Origin of the sequence: Arthrobacter sp. CAN_A2, assembly GCF_015752045.1 — a bacterium.
In the GTDB taxonomy this organism is placed as follows: Bacteria; Actinomycetota; Actinomycetes; order Actinomycetales; family Micrococcaceae; genus Arthrobacter_D.
This window is the reverse complement of the sequence record NZ_JADOUS010000057.1, coordinates 1-1,952: the sequence shown is the minus strand read 5'-3', so window position 1 is coordinate 1,952 and position 1,952 is coordinate 1. Positions and strand designations below refer to the sequence as shown.

At 59.9% G+C, this 1,952-nt stretch carries 1 protein-coding gene; it reads left to right on the top strand.

All coding sequences use genetic code 11. The annotated features are described in order from the left end of the window. On the top strand, positions 1-839 hold an 839-nt coding region (locus IWX63_RS16555; RefSeq protein WP_334685958.1), incomplete at its 5' end, for a hypothetical protein. Positions 840-1,952 lie beyond the last annotated feature (1,113 nt).

The following is a 1,952-nucleotide window of genomic DNA, read 5'->3' as shown; positions in this document are numbered from 1 at the left end:
AATTATCGATCCCGTATCCTGCTTACCAGTGCCACCCGGACGGCGGCATGACACTCACCTCAGCACGCCATTCCCCACGAACCGTGAAGAGCCAGCTTATGCGAGGCGCCTGGGCCCTCCTGGTCATGGTGCTGGTCTTCGCCGTGGGGATCTTTTTCTCTGTTCTTTCCCTGAGCAGCGGTTCTAGCGGGGTGGAGATCGCCGTATTGGTTGTTCTCGGCCTCGCCGGGGGCGGGTTGGTCCGAGGTCTTGTTCGTGAAAACCTCATAACGGCTGTGTTCATCGTCCTCGTCGTGGCCGAGTGCGCAGTCCTTTCCCAATTCTCTGAGCCCTGGTCCAGCTTCTGGCCGACGTTGATACCGGCCAACGCGATAGGGCTGATCCTGGGCAACGTCGTTCGTCAGGGACTACTCGAGGGCAGACCGAACACTCGGCGCGACGTGTGGGTCGTCAACGGCACCGAATACCCGAGCGCCGGGGATGCAAAGGCGGCGTCCCTGGCCGCGATCTCATCGTGGGACAGCACGAAAGGCGGGCGCTTTTTCGTCGAACGTGGTGAGGGGTTGTTCGAAGCGATGGGAGATCCGGCGACGGGCTTCATCGTGCACTGTGCCGCAAAATCCCAGGACGAGAACGAATGGCGGATACTCGGCGCGCTTGACGGAGGGGGCGAAACCGAGCTTCGCATACCCTCGGGCCCTGCGTACGCGCCCAGCGGCGTCGTGGTCGACCTGGAGGCGGCGAAAGCAGCATTGCGGGGCTTCTTCCACTACAGGGGGCCGGACCCGGAACTTGCGTGGACATCGGGTGGACGAGTACTGGATCTGAAGTTCGGCTGACCGCCAATGGGTCAGGGAGAACCCATTCTGACTGCTGACTGTTATCTCTCAGGGTGAACTCGTGCGTTTCGGTTCGACATCCCGGGTCACTGACTGACCGCAGGTCCTTGTGCTTCCTGGCATTTCCATGGGTGCCTCTGAGGGGCCTTCACCGGAAAGCTGCTGGAAGAAGGGCCATGTTGAGGGGGGAGTTCCGTAAGGCCGCCTCGCGTTGCAGGGCGCAATACTTGTTCGAGTAAAGCTTGTGGTCGTCGTCGTTATGCATTGAATCGTGCGCTGCCCACTGCTCCTCGCTGAACATTTTTCGCTGTCCCGGTGGAGTTCGTCTTGGTCGGCAGTAAGTACTCGTTTCTGGTGAGATGGTGGCTGTACCTGTTGGCTCGCAGAGATTCTTTAGAATGCTCACGAGCCGGTGGTTGGCCCTTCGACTCACCGCCACGCTTTTCTCCTCGGTGTCTCGGCGCAACTGGTCATCATATTGATTCCGTGATGAGGCTTGCCGTAGGGTCTCGCCTCCCATGTCCGAGCGGCGTTGATATGTAATTCGCGGACAAGGTCCATCACCAGTACGCCGATCAGTTCCTCTTCGGCGCTGCGGGCTCGAGACAGCGTGGATGGGCTTCGGCGAGGCGGGGTTCATTGGGACAGATGCAGAAGACGGCCCGGTCGGGCGCGTGTTCGCACCCCCTGGTGGTAGTTCCGATAGCCGACCCCGTGCGTGTCGAACGCGAACCGTGAGTTGCTGCCGTCTGGCTGAACAGACTGTCGACAACTCCTGTTACTGCTGCGTTACCGCCGGCGCGTCCCAATGCAAGAAAAAGCCCCTCATCCCGGTGTTCAAAGCGGCCGCGGGGCCTTTCCGGTGGCGGTGACGGCGGGATTTGAACCCATTACGCCTATCAGGCATATGCTGCGGACTACGTGAAAAGCCCTGAAATACCAACGTTTGCGGACGTTCTGCTCGCACGACGACACAGGTGCTCACAAGTACTCCTGCACCAAAATGCACCACAGGCAGTTCTTGGTGTCATAGCGTCGTAGCAACAACATAACTGGATAGAGGGAGTTGCCTGGTGGGACGCAGGGCTTTGACGTTCTCGGATCGGGCAGACA